Consider the following 18462-nt stretch of genomic DNA (forward strand, 5'->3'; position numbering starts at 1 on the left):
TATTATATATTTTTTAAAATGTAGTAGCAATACTACAAATTTCGTCGTGCTTTCAAATAAAAACACCATCCAGACAATAGTATCTGGATGGTTCGTCATTTCTTAACTTAATGACATTGGAAATGACCCCTTTTTTTTACAAAAAAAGTACTCAATTGAGCACTTTCATTGTTATAGTCTATCGAATATATTGTAGAGATTTCTTCGATCAAACCAAACATAGCCTGTTGTGTTGTCTGTGGAAGTATCTGTTCCTGGAGTACTAGGTTCCGTTGCTTCAGGTGTTGTAGGTTCTGTTGGTTCTGTAGGTTCTGTTGGTTCTGTAGAAGGATATGTACATGCACTTCCGTCCCAAGTTCCGCCGTTATCTGTACAAGTTTTTTCGGCTTCGTTTGTTTCTTCTTTTTCTTCTTTTTTGCATGTACCAGCTTCAGAATCCCATTCACCACCATCGGCTTCACAAGCTTCTCTTTCTTTATCATCAGACTTTTTACATGTCTGGTTTTCTTCATCCCATTCGCCACCATTGGCTTCACAAGCATCTTGCGCATCATTGTTTTCGGATGTTATATCACCTTTTGATTTGAATTCATCTTTGATGTATCCACCCCTGTAGTCTGAGATACCACTAGGTCTTTCAAGTGCAGAATATGTTGCATATTTTTGCATGTAATCAAGCATGTAGTGTGAAATATGGAATGCTGAAGCAACATTTAAATCATTCCAAGTAATATACATACCATAGTTTGTGATGGCATCCGTTGTATATCCACTCCAACAAGCGATTGTATATTTATTTGTATAGCCTACTGACCATTCATCTTTGGCAACCCCCTCAGGAATTTTATATGGGTTCGCAGGCCAGTCTGTTGTACCTGATTTTCCATATACTGTATAGTTGCTCGCAAGAATTTCGTTGTAGTTTTGGTAACCACCTGAAACTACTTTTTCAAGTAATTGCGAAATCATCCATGCGGCTTGTTCACTGATAATATCATATGTTTTAGCGTTTGTCTTAAATTCTTTTTTATCGGATCTACGAACTACTTTTCTTACACGGTGAGCATCTACACGCTTACCTCCATTCGCAAATGTTGAGTAAGCACTTGCTTGTTGGATTGGGCTTGCACGCATGCTCGAACCACCGATTGCGTATTGTTCATTAAATCCTTCAGCTACTTCATCGCTAAAACCAAGCTTTTTACAATAATCGATCCAATAATCATAGCCTTTAGCGGTTACTAAATCAATCATAGCTTGAGCGGCTGTGGTATTTTTTGAAACACCTAATGCATCTTGTAAACTCATAATACCATTGTATTTACCGTCTGAGTTTTTAGGAGCGTAAGAACCATTTTTCCAATAGTCTTTTTTCTTATCGTTTACCTGATGAGAGGTAGACCATCCTAAGATATCAAATGTACTTGCATAGGCAAGTAATGGTTTCATACTTGAACCTGGTTGATTTGGTTCGGTTGAGTAATCAATTTTTACGGAGTCTGAGTGATAACGACGGCCAGGTCCAACTGCAATAATTTCCCCCGTATCGTTTTCAATCATTGAGAAACCAACATCGAAATATTCGTTAGGGAATTGAACGATGTTACCGTTACATATTTCATCAGCTTGTTTTTGAGCATCTTGATTTAGTGCGGTATAGATATCCATTGGAATAATGGCCGGATCTTGTCCAGTTAATTCCATAACCTCACTTAATGTTTGTGTGATATAAGCTTGATTTGGATCATCACTTGTACGCTCTACATATTCTAAAGAGAATGACAAATCTTGGTTTGAAGCAAGATTAAATTCTTCTTCCGTAATATAACCATGTTGTAACATCAATTCTAAAGTTACATTTCTACGATTTTGAGCAGCTTTTAAATGATCTAGCTTTGTGTTTGCTTCGTTTAAATTGTTTAATGGATTGTATGTATCTGGTGCATTGATACAACCTGCCAAGAAGGCAGCCTCACCTAAATTTAATTGGGATACATCTTTGTTAAAGAAGTATTGTGCGGCTTTTTGAATGCCACGTGTATTGTTTCCTGAACCAAACCAAATACGGTTTACGTAGTATTCAAAGATTTGTTCTTTATTAATGCTTTGTTCAGCAATCAATGAAAGATAGATTTCTTGAACTTTTAATTTTAATTTTTGAACGGTTGTGATCGTACCCTGTTCAGTTTCTAATTTCTTTTCCTGGTTCTTAGTAAATGCATTATCAATCATCTGCATGGTTAATGTAGAACCACCTTGAGCAAGACTTCCAGATTTCAAGTTTGCCATAGCAGATTTCAAAAAACGTGGCAAGTCAAATCCATTGTGGTCGAAGAAACGTGAATCTTCAATTGATAAAAAAGCATCGACAACAGATTGTGGAATTTGTGAATAGGTTACGTCTTCACGGATCTCATCTCCAAGTTCATAGAATACGTTGCCTGAAGCATCGTAAAGTCTTGAATTGGATAATGTAGTCAAACCGTCTTGCGAAAAACGCATGCCGTCAGGATCGTTGATAATGTTAACAAGAACGAAGAATACGGAGATGCATCCAACTAAAAATATAGATAAGACGGATACGGCTAGTTTATTCCAAATGTCTAGTTTTCTTCTGTTTGTCTTTTGTGTTTTTGGCTTATTTTGTTCGTGTTGTGATTGGGCCATTTACTTATCCTCCTTAAAATAGAGTTCATCTACAGCTTTTAAATACGCTAACCTAGGATATAATCCTTCTTGAATAAGAATCCCGTGGGATTGAAACCAAGAATATGGTATAGAGCTTTTGTCTATATTTTCTATTTTATCTATGAGCAGTTTTGAATCAATAAGGTAGGTTTCGTTATGATAATTAAATCGAATAATAAAAAAACCAATACCTCCATGAAATACAACTTTTTTTAGATGTTTGATTTGATGTGGGTGAATCATAAAGAGTGGGAAACTCGTTTTATTTTTCGTTTCCTTTGCTTCAAAATCAATGTATTTACCTCGATATACGCCGTTGTAGTCCGTCGTGGAAGGCGTTTTATAGTAAGCTTCAGTAATTTTAGCTCTTTGCCTTTTTGGATAGTCCACATGAACAACTTGAACGGGTGTTGGCTTTTTATAAATCAAAGCTTTATCGAGTTCTCTATAATATTTATTAGAGTCATTTATATCGTTTTCGAGGCGCATACCTCGAGAACTATAACTCTTTTGTTGCATTGTATTTATGGTTGAAATTGCATTCGGATATTTAATAGTGCTCATCACGAACATTATATATGAAAAAGAATGAACATTCAATGAATCTGAAAAGTCAGAGTTGATTTTTTTGTGTAAAACATTCATAATACTTAGGTAGATATAGGGGGGACTTATATATGGCAAAAGATATGAATTTGACAGCTCAGGAAATTTATGAAAAAGAATTTCATGTAGACTTGAAGGGATATGCCCCTGCTGAAGTAGATGAATTTCTAGATATGGTAATTGAAGATTATCAAAAATATGATGAAAAAGTAGAAGAATTAGGTGCTGCAGTCACTCGTTATGAAGAAAAAATCAAAGAATTGCAGCAACAGTTGTTTGCGTTACAAAGTGAGAATGAAAACTTAAACGAAAAAGTAAATTCTGATTTTGTGAATGGAAGCAGTAATACAGTCGATATTTTAAAACGTATTGCACGTTTGGAAAAAGCTGTATTTAATCAAAGTGAAGAATAGTGAATTAAATCGACAGTCGCTGGCTACATAGATAGTTAGAGGAAAGTCCATGCTCGCACAATCTGTGATGATTGTAGTGTTTGTGCTAGATGAATAAATAAGTCTAGGCAAGTTATTGCTTGACGGCTGTTTTGTTTGCTAAGGGAAACTATGTAAACAAACTTTAAAAGTGCCACAGAGACGAATCTATATGGAAACGTATAGGGTGGAACGGGTAAACCCCACAAGCGAGAAACCCAAATTTGGTAGGGGAACCGGCTGGAATGAAACGAAAGGAAGGCTGGATAGCTTTATGCTATAGATAAATGACTGTCACCACGCAAGTGGAACAGAACATGGCTTATGATTTAAGGATACTACAAAGAGCAATTTAATTTGCTCTTTTTTTTTACTTGAAACAAGTGTATACTGAATTTGCATAAATTAAATCTTCAGGGTTGGGTGAAATTCCCTATCGGCGGTAAACCCCGCGAGCATTATGCATGAACTGGTGCAATTCCAGTGGCGACAGTATAGTCTGGATGGAAGAAGATGTTTTTATATATTCTTTTGTATATTTAAACGCGCCTAGGGGATTTTCTTTAGGCACGTTTTTTTAGTTGATATATGAAGGGATGATGATTTATGAGTTCAACAAAGAAACTAACAACGATTGCGATCTTAAGTGCGATGGCAATGGTTTTAAACTTATTGATACAATTTCCAATTGTACCAGCCGTATCTTTTCTAAGCTACGATCCAAAAGATATCATTATTGTGATTGCAGGATTTATTTATGGCCCTATGACATCTTTTATTATGAGTCTATTGTGTTCGTTTTTAGAAATCGTATTCCGTGGAGGAAACTTATTAGATGTTTTGATGAATGTGATTTCAACTTGTACATTTGCATGTGTTGCAGCTTGCATCTATAAGTATAAACACTCTAAAAAAGGAGCTATCATCGGCTTGGTATTAGGAACTGTATGCTGTACATTGAGTATGACATTATGGAACTATATTGTTACACCGATTTATTATCAAATGCCAAGAAGTGCAGTGGTCGGTATGTTACTTCCAGGTATTGTTCCATTCAATTTTATTAAATGTACATTAAATGCAGCCTGTGCAATGTTGATCTACAAACCACTTGTAAATGCGTTGAGAAATACGCAGTTTGTTACACAGCCTAATACAAGTGAAGGACTTACAAAAGATGTTGGAATTGTCAGTGCATTTATTATTGTATCAATTGCAGTTTTAATATTAGTTATGAAAGGTTAGGAAAAACATGGAACTTTTAGAAGCAAAAAAAATTATGGATGAAAAATTAGGGGATTATAAAATCATGGCTTTGGCTAGCTGTGTAGACGATTATCCTATGGTAAGAAATGTAAGTTGCGTTTTCTACAATGACAAGATTTATTTTAAGACGGACAAAAACTTTAGAAAAACACAACAATTGTTCAAAAATGATAAAGTAGCTATGTGCTTTAATGGAGTGCAAGTAGAGGGGACAGCTAAAAACTTAGGCTTGGTTGTTGATGAACCTGGTCGTATTTTTGAAAAGAAATACAAAGAATTCTTGTGGCAAAGCTACAATGCATATTCACATGTAGATACAGAAATTCTAATTGAAGTTACACCTAAGTTTGTTGAAATCTGGGATGAAGACAAAGATCGTAATGCATTCCAATTGTTTATTGATTTTGACAAAGAAACAGTGGAATACAAACCTTATGACTAGTTTTTACTAGTCTTTTTTTTGTGAAAATTTACAAGAAAATGACATGAATATGATACAATATTCTCTAGTAGAAAGTAGGTGGAAACATGTCTCCAGACCCGAGTTATTTTAATAATAAAAATGTATATATGTTCGGAGACATGGGATTTGTCTTCGTTTAAGATATAAGGAGGACAAATTGTGTTAGAGTTTTATAAAACATTTGAAGATGGAACACGCAAAATTCAAGAACCAGAACCAGGCTGTTGGATTAATGCGATTGCACCTACAGAAGAAGAAAGATATTATTTGATTGAACAAATTGGTGTTTTACCTGAATTTGTCAAATCTTCACTGGATGAAGAAGAAAGCTCGCATATGGACTATGACGATGATTTTAGACAGTTGTTGATTATTTTTGACTATCCAAGTGCGGAAAATGAAGATGATGATTCGATTGATTCAACTTATTCCACATTGCCAATTGGTATTGTGATTTTAAAAGGATATGTAGTCACAATTAGTTTGTATGAAAACTGGAGTATTTTAGAAATGTCACAAGGAAGAATCAAAGGTATGGATACGCGTTTAAAAACGAGGTTCTTCTTACTTTTAGCTTTGCGTATTTCACAACGTTTCTTGATTTGTCTACGCCAAATTGATCGTTTATCAAGTCGTGCTGAGACGCGTTTACATCAATCGGTAGAAAATGATGAGTTGATTGAAATGTTAGGTTTAGAAAAATCATTGGTTTATTTTTCGACTTCGTTAAAATCGGATGAAGTAACATTAAATAAAATTATGCGTGGAAAACAAATTCAATTGTATGAAGAAGATGAGGATTTGTTAGAGGACGTCATGATTGAAATCCATCAGGCCATCGAGATGTGTAACATTTACTCAAACACAATGGCAGGTACGATGGATACGTTTGCGAGTATTATTTCTAATAATATGAACATTGTCATGAATAAATTGACTGTAATCACAATTGTTATGGCTATCCCAAATATTATTTTTGGATTCTATGGGATGAACGTACAGTTGCCATTTCCGTTTGTATGGTTTCCTAGTTTTGTAGCTATTTTAGCTTGTGTAATTGCGACTGTTTATTTTTTCAGGCACAATATGTTTAAGTAAGGTTTGAAAAAATCAAACCTTTTTTCTTTTAGATAAAAGAAAAAGCACTATTAGAATAGTGCTCCCAGTGCTCCAAACAATCCCATACTCGTAAGAGCCATGATGATACCGGCTAAAATGACACCTAACATAACAGCTAGTACACTCGATTTGAAATTCATATCTAAGATACTAGCGGCAAGTGTACCAGTCCAGGCTCCTGTTCCTGGTAATGGAATGCCCACAAATATTAATAGGGCTACAAACAATCCTTTTCCTGCAGTGGCTTGTAATTTTTTACCACCTTTTTCACCTTTTTCTAGACACCACGTAAAGAAGTTTCCGACAACTGGCTTGTCAGCTCCCCAGACAAGAATCTTTCTGGCAAAGAAATAGATGAAGGGAACAGGAATCATATTTCCAATAATCGCAATTATATAATATTGAATAAATGGTAATCCCATTCCGGCTGCGATTGGAATTGCTCCACGAAGTTCAATAAGTGGTACCATAGATACAAAAAACACAATCAGGTATTTTTTAAACATTTAGAATCTCCTTTTTTTCGACAAATAAAAGTTTATCATTGATGACATAAATTTACAATAATAGACAGAATTTAAAACGTGTCTAGCACTGTGGTGTTGAAAGCGCTAAAAATAGTGTTATACTGAAATCATAAAGGAGATGTTACTTATGAAATGGTTTGATTCTGATTATGATTATATTGATGAATTCAAAACACAATGGAATGAAAGGTATAAAAAGGCTAAAAGAATGAGTATAATATTAAGTATAGTATTGATTCTTATTGGTATTTTATGTTTTGTGTTTCCAGAAAAGGTATTCACAACGATTCAAATTATCGCAGCCATTGGCTTGATTGTTTGGGGTGCATGTGAAATTTATTCATATATCACAACAACCTTCTTCTTTAGAGATGCAATGTGGCTAGCCAGTGGTATCTTAAATATTTTGTTAGGTTGTTTATTATGCACGATGCCAGTTACAATTACTGTAAGTACATTTACATTTTTGTTTGCGTTTGTGCTATTGGTCAATGGTATTCAAAAGATTACTTGGGGTTCTAGACTTAGTTTTTTTAGAGTGATCGATACGAAATATTTAAGTTTTACAGGTTGGGTCAATCTGTTGTTAAGCATTATTTTTTTGGTAATGCCATTCCAAAGTGCTTTAGTCATTAATTATATTATTGCGACCTATTTGGTTGTGGCTGGTCTTAGCTTGTCGATTGAAGCTGTTTCAATGAAAAAGATTTAAAAGGGGTAAACATGGAAAAATTTAAGTTTTATGCACCAACAAAAGTGTATTTTGGTAAAGATGAGGAACAAAGGGTTGGAAAGATTTTACAAGAATATCATCCAAAGAAAGTATTGATTCATTATGGAGGGAAAAGTGCCATTCAATCCGGTCTTTTGGATCGAGTGAAAAAGGCGCTTGATGAAGAAAATATTGCCTATTGTTTGTGTGGAGGTGTTGTTGCTAATCCATTACTTTCAAAGGTGAACGAAGGAATTCAAATTTGTAAAGAAGAAGGAGTTGACTTTATTCTTGCTGTTGGTGGAGGAAGCGTTTTAGACTCAAGCAAAGGCATTGCATATGGTGTTTATAATGAAGGTGATGTCTGGGATTATTACGCAAGAAAGAAAAAGGTGAAGGGTGCTTTACCTATGGGGTGTATCTTAACGCTATCCGCAACAGGCAGTGAAATGAGCAATTCAAGTGTAATCACAAATGAAGATGGTAATCTGAAACGTGGTTTAAGCAGTGATTATGGATATTTTAAATTTTCTATTTTAAATCCAAAATTAACATATACTGTATCTCAATACCAAACAATGTGTGGGTGTACGGATATTATTATGCATACATTGGAACGATATTTTACGCCATCCCAAACATTGGATTTGGTAGATCAAATGGCAGAAAGTTTAGTCCGTATTGTCATAAAAAACACAAAAATTCTTTTAGAAGATCCTTCTAACGAACAGGCACGCTCTGAAATTATGTGGGCAGGTAGTGTTTCACACAATGACATGACTGGAGATCGTTCTTTAGGAGATTGGGCTTGCCATCAATTGGAACATGAATTAAGTGGAATGTTTAATGTAGCACATGGTGCAGGTCTTGCGGCTATTTGGGATAGTTGGGCAAATCATGTATATATGGAAAATCCAACGCGATTTGCCAAACTTGGGCATCGTGTTTTTGGTTTGGATGATTCGGATACATTATCTTGTGCTTTGAATACTATTGAAAAGATGGAAGAATTCTTTAGAAGTATCGGCATGCCGACAAGTATTCAAGGATTGTTAAAACGTAAGTGTACAGAACCAGAATTGTATGAATTAACATACAAATGCAGCTTTGAGCATACGCGCACAATTGGAAAATTTAAAGAGTTGGATGAAATGGATATGCTTGAAATATATCGTATGGCAAATGAAAAGGAAGTCGCTTAAGACTTCCTTATTTTAGTTAAATAGACTTTTAATGAAGTTAATAATCTTGTCAAACCATCCTTCAGATTGGGCTTTGTTGAATAATCCAGATAATTGATTTTTTAAACTGCCAGATAATTTGTTTAATTGATTTAATACTTCTTGTGAGTCAATAGCCGAAGTGTTTTGGTATTTCTTGGCGAATGCAATCAATTTATCGATATCGTCTTGAGAGATGATGTCACTTAAATTAAATTCCTCCAAAGCATCCTGTACGACTTGTTCAACTTGTTCGGTAGTTGCAGCACTACCTTGGTTTTGCTTGATTTGGGCAAGCTCTTGTTTGATTTCTACTAAAGCCTGATCTAAGCGGGCAGAGTCAAAATTAGAATCGTCTGCATTATTTTGAGCAATTTCGTTTGTTGCTTCAAGCTCATCTTGTGCAACTTGTGTGCGGTCTGGATCTAGTGTTTCTCCGTTAGCTTCTAACGCTTTGTAAACGCCGGTTAGAGCAGATTCTCCGGTAACTTTTGAAATGGAAGCAACATCGATTTCAACATCACTGACACCTGCTGTAATTGCGGCGTTGGCATATTGGTTGGATGTGATCTTTGTGATATTGCTTTGTGTGATGATTTTTACTTTTACACCTGTACCAGAATCTTGTTTTTGAACCATAACACTTGAAATCAAACTGGATGTATCTCCGCCAACGATTCCTAAATAGTTGTATAAGTCGTTGGCATCAACACTTGTTTCGTAGACGTTATTTGTATCTTCAATATCAAATAATTCACGTGTGCTTTGGATTTGATCTTCACTTAAACCACCACCATATACAACGGTTGGTTTACCCCATTTTTCATCTATAACAGATGTATCGATTGCGAATACGTTCGTGGCAGCGGCTGAAATGCTCATAATGGCTGCTAGAGATACGCCTAATAATTTATTACATTTAAACATTTTTTTGTTCTCCTTTTGCATAATTTTGCTTTACTAGTGTATCTTAACTTTATTTTTTGTGCAAAAGTTTTGAATCTTATGTGAAATTTTGTTATACTTTTATGGTAAGCTAAAACTAACTGGAGGAATAGAAATGCAGCTAACACAATCTCAGGAAGATTATTTAGAAACAATATATGTATTAAAGTCTCAACAAGAGAATGTTCGTGCTATTGATGTGGCGGCAGCTCTAGGCTTTTCTAAGCCGAGCGTTTCACATGCTTTGAAAGACTTAAAAGAAAAAGAATTGATTTATACGGACAAAACAGGATATTTATTCTTTACAGAACAAGGACAAAAACAGGCTAGTCAAGTGTATGAAAGGCATATTTATTTTAAGAATCAATTGCTCCATGCTGGCGTAGAATCTGTTCTTGCAGAAGAAGAAGCTTGTCGTATGGAACATACAATTAGTGAAGAGAGTTTTAAAAAATTAAAGGGTAGTAAATGCGTGCGCTCATGTATTGACTGCAAGGGGGACGATTGTAAGTAAAAAGCGTGAATGGCTCACGCTTTTTTAGTCCTTTCCTTGAGGTATAAATGGGATTAATGCATCAGCTAATGAATGTAGGTTACGAGATTGGATGTACACTTTTCCGTTTCCGTGGAACTCATTCACTAAACCTTCACCTGTTGTGAATCCAAATGTCCCGGATGCAATTTTGATTTCATAATCTAAAGAATCGTCCCATGCGATAACGTGTTCATTATCAATTGTGATTGGATGATCTGCATCTACATTGATTTCCATAATGTCACCATATGCATTGATCAATAGGTCGCCTTGTCCAGATGTATGCATGACAAAGAATCCACCGGTTCCACCAAGTAATGCTTTTCCAACGCTTTGTGTTTTCATTTCGTAGCTAACAGTGTTATCACATGCCAAAAAAGCACCATTATTTAAATAGTAGTGACATGCTGGTGTAACCTCTAAACATGTGATTTTTCCTGGAATAGAAGGTGCAATACCAAGTAATCCGTCGTGACTTGTTCCGGTAGCCTCTGTAATAAACATACTTTCGCCACTGGTAAGGCTTCGTCCTAAGGCGCCTAATACGCCGCTAATACCTTTTTTGTTACTGTTCATTTTACCTTCAATCACAACGTTTGACATATAGGCCATAGAGCCTCTTTCGATTTTTACCGTTTCATTATTCTGTAGATTGATTTCAACGATAGGGCAATCTGAATCGCCTTTGATTTTATAGTCCATAGTGACCTCCTTTTTGCATCTTTCTTTTATTGTATCAAGTATATGTGAATTTAACATTAATTATCATAATTTATTTAAATTGACACAATAAGTGTCAATATTCATATTATTTTAATGATAAATGAGGTTGCACAAAAATGGTTGGAAATTAAAATATTTACACAAATTAGCGGACTTTAAAAAAATAAAAAAACTGGTTTCCTTTACATAAAGGTCAAGCATTATTTCGTATGAATGTAAAGACTTGTTTTAGAAAAATTTATTAGTATACTAGATGTATACAAAAATAGTTGAAGGTTCAACTATTTTCAGGAGGATTAATATGAATGTAATTAAAAGAAGTGGAGAAGAAGTCGTTTTTGATGCATCAAAGATTGAAAATGCAATCAAAAAAGCAAGTAAAGCTACAACACACAATCAAATGACAGATGAATTGATTCATTCTGTTACGCAAAGTGTTATCGATAAATGTGAAAACTTGAAGAGAAGCCCAAATGTGGAAGAAATTCAAGATATGGTTGAGGGAGAATTGATGGAACATCGTTGTTTTGCGGTAGCTCACAACTATATCACATATCGTTATGAACGTGCTTTAATTCGTAAGGCAAATTCAACAGATAAGCAGATCATGTCTTTGCTGGAGCGAAATAATGAAGAAGTTAAACAAGAAAACTCAAATAAAAATCCATTAGTAAACAGTGTTCAGCGTGATTATATGGCTGGAGAAGTTTCAAAGGATATCACAAAACGTTTCTTGTTACCTCAAGATGTTATGGAGGCCCATGAAAAAGGTGTTATTCATTTCCATGATTCAGATTACTTTGCACAACACATGCACAACTGTTGTTTAGTAAATTTAGAGGACATGCTTCAAAATGGTACAGTTATCTCTGAAACAATGATTGAAAAACCACATAGTTTCTCTACAGCATGTAACGTAGCTACACAAATAATTGCGCAAGTTGCTAGTTCACAATATGGAGGGCAAAGTATTACACTTTCTCACTTAGCTCCATTTGTACAGGTTTCAAGAGAAAAAGCACGTCGTGAAGTAAAAGAAGAATTAGAATCATTGAATCTAGATTCATCTGAAGATACAGTTAATAAAATGGCAGAAATGCGTGTTCGTAAAGAAATTGAAAAAGGTGTACAGATGATTCAATACCAGGTTATCACATTGATGACGACAAATGGTCAAGCTCCATTTGTGACTGTCTTCATGTATTTAAATGAAGTGCCTGAAGGACAGACTCGTGATGACTTAGCTATGATTATTGAAGAAATGTTGAAACAAAGAATCAAGGGAGTTAAAAATGAAAAAGGTATCTGGATTACGCCGGCTTTCCCTAAATTGATTTATGTTCTTGAAGAAAACAACATTGAAGAAGATTCTAAATATTGGCATTTGACAGAATTAGCGGCTAGATGTACAGCTAAGCGTATGGTTCCAGATTATATTTCTGAAAAGAAAATGTTGGAATTAAAAGTAGATGCGAATGGAGAAGGGCATTGTTATCCGTGTATGGGATGTCGTTCATTCTTAACTACGTATTTAGATGAAAATGGTAAACCAAAATACTATGGCCGATTCAACCAAGGTGTTGTTACTTTGAACTTAGTTGATGTAGCTTGTTCAAGTAAACAGGATGAAGAAGCATTCTGGAGAATCATGGATGAAAGATTGGCGTTGTGTAAAAAGGCATTGATGTGTCGCCATGAAAGATTATTAGGTACACCAAGTGATGTAGCTCCTATTTTATGGCAAAATGGTGCATTGGCGCGTTTGAAAAAAGGAGAGCCAATCGACAAATTATTATTTGGTGGATATTCTACAATTTCTTTGGGATATGCTGGATTATGTGAATGTGTATATTATATGACTGGACACCCTCATACTGAAGAGCCAGGAACTTCATTTGGATTGAAAGTTATGCAGTATCTAAATGATGCTTGTGCTAAATGGAAGGCAGAAGAAAATATTGACTTCTCATTATATGGAACTCCTATGGAGTCAACTACATTTAAGTTCTCTAAACATCTACAAGAGCGTTTTGGAATTATTCCACATGTAACGGATAAGAACTATATCACAAATAGCTATCATGTTCATGTAACAGAAGAAATTGATGCGTTTACTAAATTAACATTTGAATCACAGTTCCAAAAACTTTCTCCAGGTGGAGCCATTAGCTATGTAGAAGTTCCAAATATGGAAAATAACATTGAAGCTGTTTTGGCAATTATGAAACATATTTATAATCATATTATGTATGCAGAGTTGAACACAAAATCAGATTATTGCCAAGTATGTGGATATACAGGAGAAATCAAGATTGTGGAAGATGAAAACCATAAATTAGTTTGGGAATGTCCAAATTGTGGAAATCGTGACCAAGAAAAAATGAATGTGGCTCGTCGTACTTGTGGATATATCGGTACACAGTTCTGGAATCAAGGACGAACACAAGAAATCAAAGAAAGAGTACTACACTTATAAGAGCTAGTTTCTAGCTCTTTTTTAGGAGGTATTTATGTATTTTGGAAATATAAAGAAAAACGATATTGCGAACGGTAAAGGGGTGCGTGTGACACTATTTGTATCGGGATGTACAAATCATTGTAAAAATTGTTTCCAGCCAGAAACATGGAACTTTGATTATGGTAAGCCTTATACAAAGGAAACAGAAGATGAGGTTATTGATGCTTTAAAACCAAGCCATATTTCAGGTTTGACATTACTTGGTGGAGAGCCTTTTGAGCCGGAGAATCAAAGAGAATTAGTTAAATTGCTTCGTCGTGTTCGTGACGAATTACCAGAAAAGAATATTTGGTCTTTTACAGGCTTTGTTTTAGATCAAGACTTGTTGGATGGTGGACGAAAACATTGTGAAGTAACGGATGAAATGTTGTCGTTATTGGATGTTTTAGTGGATGGTCCATTTAAAGAAGAAGAAAAAGATATCACATTGGCATTTCGTGGTTCAAGAAACCAAAGGCTTATTGATATGAAAAAATCTTTGAAAGAACAAGAGGTAATTGAATTGGAAGTTTAATCGGTGCAATAAATTTGGATGGGGTTAGGTGAATTTGCTCTCCAAGAATTTAAGGAGCGGCATATACCCCAAAACAGTTTATAGCTGATATTGGGCTCAGACAACATTTAGCTGTCTGGGTCCATTTTTTCAACCATTTTAATGCTTCCATCATCCTTGTCGATTTCAAAATCGATGACTTTCCTAAGATCAGCATACATCCATTTCTGAATCACTCCCAGCTTTGATAGCCACTGGCTGCTTTCGTAACCAATTTGATGATTGCGATATGATTCTGCAACAATGCATTGTTGATTCTTTTCTGTTCTACAGTAATTACTCCTGTGTCTTTTGAAACGATACAACAGTAATTAAAGGCTTGTTTTAAAACAAAATAATCCGAGTTTCATTCATGTAATCCTGGAAGACATTTATATCTGAATGAAGAACATAAATGTACAACAACAATCTTATAATTCTATAATAACGTATATTAATCCTCTTGAAAATCAACAAGTGCATAGCTACAGGTACTAAAAAAGCCCCAAAATACTTTGGAGCGAATTTTTAGCTGCCTAGCACACTGCCCTATGTAATCTTAAAGCAGATCTAAACCCCCAACTATTTTTATATGGTCGTTTAATCTTCCAATTTTTTTATCAATTGTTAAGAAAATTTGATATAATGAATCCATGAACTATAGCGTGATTGTTTTAGCTGCTGGAAGAGGCAGTCGAACGAATTTAGATTATAATAAAGTATTTTATACTTTTGAAAATGGACAAACTGTACTGAATAAGAGTCTGTCTGTTTTTTTATCAGATGAAGATTGTAAACAGGTCGTTTTAGTTTGTGCGGATTATGAAAAGGACTATGTTATTGAAAACTATTTATATGATTCTCGAATCCAAGTTGTAACAGGAGGACAAACACGACAAGATAGTGTATACAACGGATTACAAATCGTAGATCAAGATTATGTTATGATTCATGATGGGGCTAGACCTTTTGTTGAAAAAAAGTGGATTTTAGATTTGAAACACTCTTTAGAAACAGAGGATGCCTGTTTATTAATGGTACCTAGTGTGGATACGACAAAGATTGTTGTGGATGGTTATGTAAAGGAATCATTAGAAAGAAAGCTTGTATATCATGCTCAGACACCGCAATGTTTTAAAACGAATTTAATTAAAGAGTGTCACCGACTTGCAAGGAATAAACAAGTGCAGGCAACAGACGATGCTCAGCTTGTAGAGTGGTTTTCTAAGGCGAGAGTAAAAGTGGTATTATCAAGTTTCACAAATAAAAAAATAACTTTGCCAGAAGATTTGAAAGGATAGGTATAAAGATGGAATATTCAGCGTTGATATTTGATGATTGTAAAGAAGTAGAAGATACGTATGACAAATTATTAGAAACAATTGATTTGTTTGCGAATGATGAAAATTGTACGCAAATTGTTGTGAGCTGCAAGAGTGTATGGACATTAAGACTGGCTTCATCCCCTAAAAATAAGGTGATGCTTGTACAAAGACCAGATAAACCGTATGTAGCATTGTTGAATGGCTTAAAGGCTGTTAAACAAGAAAATGTTGTTGTGACTGGTATTTCTACAAAACATACAAAAGAAAACGTAGATACATTATTAGAGCATTTATCAAAATATCCGGCTATTAACTTTGATAAAGACTTGCAGGCATTTGATACAAGATTATTGATGTTCTGCCTACAAAAAGCTATTGAATCCAACTTGGCAATTACATCTTATGCCCAAGCTGTTGCGCTTGCGGATACACCACTAGAATCTTTTGAATGATACGGCTATTGTCGTATCATTTTTAATAGAATCTTAATAATTTCATATTTTAAAATGTAGTATAATAAATATATGCATAACCCAAATAATTTATCGAAAAGCTATAAAGAAATAATTAAACAACACGTGTTTACTTTATTTAATGGAATAAACGTTGTTCTAGCTATATTTGTATTCTTTACGGGATCTTATCGTAATATGCTCTTTATGATTACGGTCATTTTAAATATGGTGATTGGATTGTTCCAGGAAATTCGTTCAAAACATATGTTGGATAAGCTTTCTTTATTAAATCAGACAAAGATTCATGTGATTCGAAATAATACTGAACTGGAATTAAGCGTTGAAGAAGTGAAAGTCAACGATATTCTCGTATTATATGCTGGCGATGAAATCAGTTTTGATGGTCATATTATATCTGGAAACATTGAATGCGATGAATCCATGTTGACGGGTGAAAGTGATGCGGTATATAAACAAGAAAATTCATCATTACTTAGTGGAAGCTTTGTGATTTCAGGAAAATGTTGGATGCACGTAGACAAAGTAGGACAAGATACTTATGCGTATTCGATTTTAAAACATGCTAAGCGTTTTAAACGTTATCCGAGTCAGTTACGAGATTCAATTGATTGGATTATAAAATGGTGTACATATATTTTAATTCCATTGGGATGTGTTTTGTTCATTAAGCAGCTTATTAAAACAAATTATACAACTGCAACCTTAAATACTGTGGCTGGCGTTGTAGGCATGATTCCCGAAGGTCTTGTCTTTTTAACTAGTGTTGCATTGGCAATCAGTGCTTATAAGCTTGGTAAACAAAAGGTTTTAGTACAGGAACTATATTGTATCGAAACCTTAGCTAGGACAGATACACTGTGTTTAGATAAGACCGGTACATTGACTCAAGGAAAACTAAGTGTTTGTCATGTTGAAAAAATTGAAAATGTCGACGGAATTCTAGGCGATATGATGCAGGCTTTACCAGATGACAATGCGACAGCTATAGCGATAAGAAACTATTTTAAGGCAAGAAATTATAAGAAAGTTGTATCCTATTTGCCGTTTTCAAGTCAAAGAAAATATTCGAGCGTGACATTTGAAGATGGAGAATATAAATTAGGAGCGTATTCATATATTGCCAAAGAAATAGATTTGGATGTAGAAAAACATATTGAAGACTATACGTCTCAAGCTATGCGTGTAGTTGTTTTGATGAAAGATAATGCTGTTTTGGCTTATATTTGCCTTCGTGATGAATTAAGGCCAGATGCCAAAGATACTTTAAATTTCTTTAAAAAACAAGGCGTGGATATAAAAATTATTTCAGGAGATGATCCTAGAACAGTGGAAGCTTTAGCGAGAAAAGCAGGTTTTACATCAAAAAGTATTGATATGTCTACTATAAAGGATGTAGAAATGGTTGTAGATTCGTATTCGATTTTTGGACGTGTTACTCCAGAACAAAAAAAGGAACTTGTGTTAGCTTTAAAAAGAAGAAATAAAACTGTCGCAATGACGGGTGATGGTGTAAATGATGTTATGGCATTAAAGGAAGCAGATTGTTCTATTGCGATGGGTTCGGGTTCACAAGCATGTAAAAGTGTGGCGAGCCTAGTTTTATTAGAAAACCAAATGAATACATTACCTGTTATTTTATATCAAGGACGTTGTGTTATTAATAACATTCAAAGAACAGCCTCTTTATTTTTGGTGAAGACAATCTTCTCAATTGGACTTTCTTTATTAACACTTGTATGTTTAAAAAACTATCCGTTTAAACCTATTCAATTGACTTTGATTTCAGCCTTGGCAACTGGAATTCCTAGCTTTATATTAACGCTTGAACCAAACGGAAATATTGTAAAAGAAAATTTCTTAAGAAATGTTATATCTAAAGCATTGCCAGGAGCCATATGTGTAATTTGTAGTGTAATTGGTGTTTCAATCTTAGGCCATTTTGTTTATATTTCACCTAATGAATATTCAACAATGTGTACAATTCTTGCCGGAGTCAATGCACTTATGGTGTTGATACGAGTATGTGTGCCAATGACAATGCTAAGAAAAATATTGGTTACAATCATGTCAGTAATATTTGCCGGTTCAATCATTTTATGTAAGAACTTTTTCTATATTGTTCACTTACAATGGTATGAAATTATCTATGTGATTTTAAATGTATGTCTGATTCCTTTTATACTAACGCTTGTATCAAATTGGGTAAAAATGATTTTTAAAAAAATAAATCACAAAAAGAAAAAGTTTGGAAATTAATGGCGCTCTAAAATAGTGTAGGGTTATGTGAAAATACCGGCTTTAAATTATTGTAGGGTTTCCGTATTAGGTTAAGAAAACTTAAATTTATGAATTTACTAAAAATGGGTCATATTCACC

17 protein-coding genes, 1 other RNA gene and 1 riboswitch are annotated in these 18462 nt (G+C 34.5%); of the genes, 13 read left to right on the forward strand and 5 right to left on the reverse strand.

Going from position 1 to position 18462, the window contains the following annotated elements; all coding sequences use genetic code 11:
- Positions 1-171: 171 nt before the first annotated feature.
- Both H8911_RS09085 and recU read right to left on the reverse strand, forming a co-directional pair.
- Positions 172-2667, reverse strand: a complete 2496-nt coding sequence (locus H8911_RS09085) for a transglycosylase domain-containing protein (protein ID WP_186999428.1) — start codon at positions 2665-2667, stop codon at positions 172-174.
- Positions 2668-3261 carry a Holliday junction resolvase RecU gene (gene recU, locus H8911_RS09090; RefSeq protein ID WP_186999436.1) on the reverse strand — a complete coding sequence of 198 codons (594 nt, stop codon included), beginning with the start codon at positions 3259-3261 and terminating at the stop codon, positions 2668-2670.
- 104 nt (positions 3262-3365) lie between these two features.
- On the opposite strand from recU, the gene gpsB reads away from it, so the two are divergent.
- The 5 genes from gpsB (at position 3366) to H8911_RS09115 (ending at position 6552) form a co-directional block, all read left to right on the forward strand.
- Entirely contained in the window at positions 3366-3707 is a 342-nt protein-coding gene (gpsB, locus tag H8911_RS09095) for a cell division regulator GpsB (protein ID WP_117924274.1), read from the forward strand.
- Positions 3708-3711: 4 nt separating this feature from the next.
- An RNA gene (rnpB, locus tag H8911_RS09100) (RNase P RNA component class B) lies at positions 3712-4055 on the forward strand.
- 75 nt (positions 4056-4130) lie between these two features.
- A riboswitch (FMN riboswitch) is annotated at positions 4131-4244 on the forward strand.
- Positions 4245-4331: 87 nt separating this feature from the next.
- Complete coding sequence (locus tag H8911_RS09105; RefSeq protein WP_117924277.1) at positions 4332-4970, forward strand: ECF transporter S component; 639 nt, start codon at positions 4332-4334, stop codon at positions 4968-4970.
- A gap of 7 nt (positions 4971-4977) precedes the next feature.
- Positions 4978-5433 carry a pyridoxamine 5'-phosphate oxidase family protein gene (locus tag H8911_RS09110; RefSeq protein ID WP_117924279.1) on the forward strand — a complete coding sequence of 152 codons (456 nt, stop codon included), beginning with the start codon at positions 4978-4980 and terminating at the stop codon, positions 5431-5433.
- A 180-nt stretch (positions 5434-5613) separates the two neighbouring features.
- Positions 5614-6552: a magnesium transporter CorA family protein gene (locus tag H8911_RS09115; RefSeq protein WP_186999429.1), complete on the forward strand. Its 939-nt coding sequence runs from the start codon at positions 5614-5616 to the stop codon at positions 6550-6552.
- A gap of 50 nt (positions 6553-6602) precedes the next feature.
- Here the strand turns inward: H8911_RS09115 and H8911_RS09120 are convergent, their stop codons facing one another.
- Positions 6603-7079 (reverse strand): COG2426 family protein, encoded by a 477-nt coding sequence (locus H8911_RS09120; RefSeq protein WP_117924283.1) that lies wholly within the window; start codon positions 7077-7079, stop codon positions 6603-6605.
- Positions 7080-7227: 148 nt separating this feature from the next.
- Here H8911_RS09120 and H8911_RS09125 point away from each other — a divergent pair, with 148 nt between their 5' ends.
- Entirely contained in the window at positions 7228-7812 is a 585-nt protein-coding gene (locus H8911_RS09125; protein ID WP_186999430.1) for an HdeD family acid-resistance protein, read from the forward strand.
- Between the two features lie 11 nt (positions 7813-7823).
- On the forward strand, positions 7824-9014 hold the full coding sequence (locus H8911_RS09130) for an iron-containing alcohol dehydrogenase (RefSeq protein WP_186999431.1): 1191 nt from the start codon (positions 7824-7826) through the stop codon (positions 9012-9014).
- A 12-nt stretch (positions 9015-9026) separates the two neighbouring features.
- Here H8911_RS09130 and H8911_RS09135 read toward each other — a convergent pair whose 3' ends face one another.
- Positions 9027-9959 carry a DUF1002 domain-containing protein gene (locus tag H8911_RS09135; RefSeq protein WP_186999432.1) on the reverse strand — a complete coding sequence of 311 codons (933 nt, stop codon included), beginning with the start codon at positions 9957-9959 and terminating at the stop codon, positions 9027-9029.
- Between the two features lie 133 nt (positions 9960-10092).
- Between H8911_RS09135 and H8911_RS09140 the strand changes: the two genes are divergently transcribed.
- Positions 10093-10491 (forward strand): metal-dependent transcriptional regulator, encoded by a 399-nt coding sequence (locus tag H8911_RS09140; protein ID WP_186999433.1) that lies wholly within the window; start codon positions 10093-10095, stop codon positions 10489-10491.
- A gap of 24 nt (positions 10492-10515) precedes the next feature.
- Here H8911_RS09140 and H8911_RS09145 read toward each other — a convergent pair whose 3' ends face one another.
- On the reverse strand, positions 10516-11214 hold the full coding sequence (locus tag H8911_RS09145; RefSeq protein WP_186999434.1) for a TIGR00266 family protein: 699 nt from the start codon (positions 11212-11214) through the stop codon (positions 10516-10518).
- A gap of 322 nt (positions 11215-11536) precedes the next feature.
- On the opposite strand from H8911_RS09145, the gene nrdD reads away from it, so the two are divergent.
- The 5 genes from nrdD (at position 11537) to H8911_RS09170 (ending at position 18342) form a co-directional block, all read left to right on the forward strand.
- Positions 11537-13711 (forward strand): anaerobic ribonucleoside-triphosphate reductase, encoded by a 2175-nt coding sequence (gene nrdD / locus H8911_RS09150; protein WP_117924293.1) that lies wholly within the window; start codon positions 11537-11539, stop codon positions 13709-13711.
- Positions 13712-13745: 34 nt separating this feature from the next.
- A complete protein-coding gene (nrdG, locus tag H8911_RS09155; RefSeq protein WP_117924295.1) occupies positions 13746-14267 on the forward strand; it encodes an anaerobic ribonucleoside-triphosphate reductase activating protein in 522 nt (173 codons plus the stop codon).
- 671 nt (positions 14268-14938) lie between these two features.
- A complete protein-coding gene (ispD, locus tag H8911_RS09160; protein ID WP_117924297.1) occupies positions 14939-15586 on the forward strand; it encodes a 2-C-methyl-D-erythritol 4-phosphate cytidylyltransferase in 648 nt (215 codons plus the stop codon).
- Positions 15587-15594: 8 nt separating this feature from the next.
- Complete coding sequence (locus H8911_RS09165) at positions 15595-16062, forward strand: hypothetical protein (RefSeq protein WP_186999435.1); 468 nt, start codon at positions 15595-15597, stop codon at positions 16060-16062.
- Positions 16063-16134: 72 nt separating this feature from the next.
- Positions 16135-18342 carry an HAD-IC family P-type ATPase gene (locus tag H8911_RS09170; protein ID WP_117924301.1) on the forward strand — a complete coding sequence of 736 codons (2208 nt, stop codon included), beginning with the start codon at positions 16135-16137 and terminating at the stop codon, positions 18340-18342.
- Positions 18343-18462 lie beyond the last annotated feature (120 nt).

The organism is Holdemanella hominis, from assembly GCF_014306155.1.
GTDB classification, from domain to species: Bacteria; Bacillota_I; Bacilli_A; order Erysipelotrichales; family Erysipelotrichaceae; genus Holdemanella; species Holdemanella hominis.